The sequence below is a fragment of the Geminicoccus flavidas genome, assembly GCF_009806515.1.
GTDB lineage: Bacteria > Pseudomonadota > Alphaproteobacteria > Geminicoccales > Geminicoccaceae > Geminicoccus > Geminicoccus flavidus.
Map to the genome: position 1 here is coordinate 1 of NZ_WUJP01000240.1, position 1871 is coordinate 1871.

Sequence of the window (1871 nt, forward strand, 5' to 3'; positions counted from 1 at the left end):
CCAGCTCTCCAGAATGATGCTGAAGTCCAATGCCCGGCCTCCTTCCTAGCGGTAGGGCCGCTGGGCCCGCGCTTCCAGCGTGCGCAGGACCAGGAGCGAGGCGGTGGTGAACAGGAGGAACAGCACCGCGACGAACAGGTAGAAGGTGAATGGCAGCCGGGTGGCGCCCACCGCGTACTGGGCCTTGCGCACCATGTCGTCCAGGCCGATCACCGAGAGCAGTGCGGTCGACTTCAGGAGCACCAGCCAGTTGTTGGTGATGCCGGGCAGGGCGTGGCGGGCCGCCTGCGGGAACAGGACACGGCGGAACACCTGGAACGGCGTCATGCCGAAGGCGCGGGCACTCTCGAGCTGGCCGTGCGGGACCGCTAGGATGGCGCCGCGGAAGGTCTCGGCCATGTAGGCGCCATAGATGACCGCGAGCGTCAGCACGCCCGCGATGAACGGGTTGATGTCCAGATAGCCGATCGGCGCACCGCCTTGCGCCTCGATCCAGGGATCGATCCGGGCGACCAGCTTGTTCACCAGGATCTGGCCGCCGAAGAAGATCAGCAGCATCAGCACCAGGTCGGGGATGCCGCGGATCACCGTGGTGTAGGTGAGCGCGGCACCGCTGGCGACGCGGCTGCCGGACAGGCGGAGCAGGGCGACCGCGATGCCGATCAGCACGGCCAGCACGACGGACAAGAGCGCCGAGGCCAGCGTCAGCCGGGCGCCTTCCAGGATGGTCCATCCATAGCCGTGCAGATCGAGCATGAGCAGCAGCCGCGGGGCGCCCTCGCCGGCTCAGTCGCCGTAGACGTCGAAGTCGAAATACTTGCTCTGGATCTCCTGGTACTTGCCACTGGCACGGATCCCCGTGATGGCCTTGTTCAGGAGTTCCACCAGGTCCTCGTCGCCCTTGCGTACCCCGATTCCCGCACCCAGGCCGAAATACTCCTCGTCGTTGATCGGCTCGCCGACGAACTGGAAATCGGCGCCCTCGGGCCTCTTCAACAGGCTCTCGGAGAGGACCACCGCGTCCTCGAGCCGGGCGTCGACCCGGCCGGACACCAGATCGAGCGTGGCCTCCTCGCCCGTGGCGTAGCGGACGATCTCCACACCCGCCGGCTCCAGATGCTCGGTCGCGTAACGGTCCTGGGTGGTCTCGCGCTGCACGGCGATCCGCTTGCCGTTCAGGCTCTCGGGCGAGCCGTCGATGCCGGAGTCCTTGTGCACCACCAGCCGAGTCGGGGTGTCGTAGTACTTGTCGGTGAAGTTGATGCTCTTCTTGCGCTCCTCGGTGATCGACATGGACGCGATGATCGCGTCGTACTTGTTGGCCAGCAGTGCGGGGATCATCCCGTCCCAGTCCTGCTGGATCAGCTCGCACTCGACCTTCAGCTCCTCGCAGAGAGCATAGGCGATGTCGACGTCGAAGCCGGCGAGCTGTCCGTCCGGCGTCACGTAGTTGAAGGGTGCGTAGGCGCCTTCCGTGCCGAACCGGATCTTGTTCCATTCCTTGGCCTCGGCCGTGCCGAGCGTGAACAGGCTGACGGCCAGGGCCAGCGAGCCGAGGACAGTTCTTCTTGGCTTGAGCACGGCAAATATCTCCCGCTGCGGCAATCGTCCGCCCATGGGCAGACAGTCGACGACGCGCGGATCAGCGTCAAGCGACGCCAGGCGCGTAGGCCTTGAGGAAGCGGTCGACCGCTGTGCGGGCCAGGAGGGCACGCTCGCTGCGGCGCGGCAGGGTGGGTACGGCGAACAGGGCGCGCAGATGGAGGTCGGCGCGCACCAGGCTGAGCAGGTCGACCGCGGCACGCTCCGGGTCGCTCACCTCGATCTCGCCCCGCCCGGCCGCCTCGGCCAGCACTCGGGCAAGTGTCCCG

Annotated in this window: 3 protein-coding genes; all 3 read right to left on the reverse strand. The window is 67.0% G+C overall.

Features of this window, described 5'->3' with window-relative positions; genetic code table 11:
- Positions 1–45: 45 nt before the first annotated feature.
- Positions 46–756 carry an ABC transporter permease gene (locus EQG76_RS06755; protein WP_159711789.1) on the reverse strand — a complete coding sequence of 237 codons (711 nt, stop codon included), beginning with the start codon at positions 754–756 and terminating at the stop codon, positions 46–48.
- A gap of 30 nt (positions 757–786) precedes the next feature.
- The gene (locus tag EQG76_RS06760; protein ID WP_235031234.1) at positions 787–1581 is read right to left on the reverse strand and encodes an ABC transporter substrate-binding protein; all 795 of its coding nucleotides are present in this window, start codon (positions 1579–1581) and stop codon (positions 787–789) included.
- Positions 1582–1648: 67 nt separating this feature from the next.
- A partial coding sequence (locus EQG76_RS06765) for a TetR/AcrR family transcriptional regulator C-terminal domain-containing protein (RefSeq protein WP_200840608.1) occupies positions 1649–1871 on the reverse strand: 223 nt, incomplete at its 5' end.

Bases quoted from the DNA above. Each gene is read 5' to 3' on its own strand.
- EQG76_RS06755 (WP_159711789.1), bottom strand. From the start codon at position 756: ATGCTCGATCTGCACGGCTATGGATGGACCATCCTGGAAGGCGCCCGG.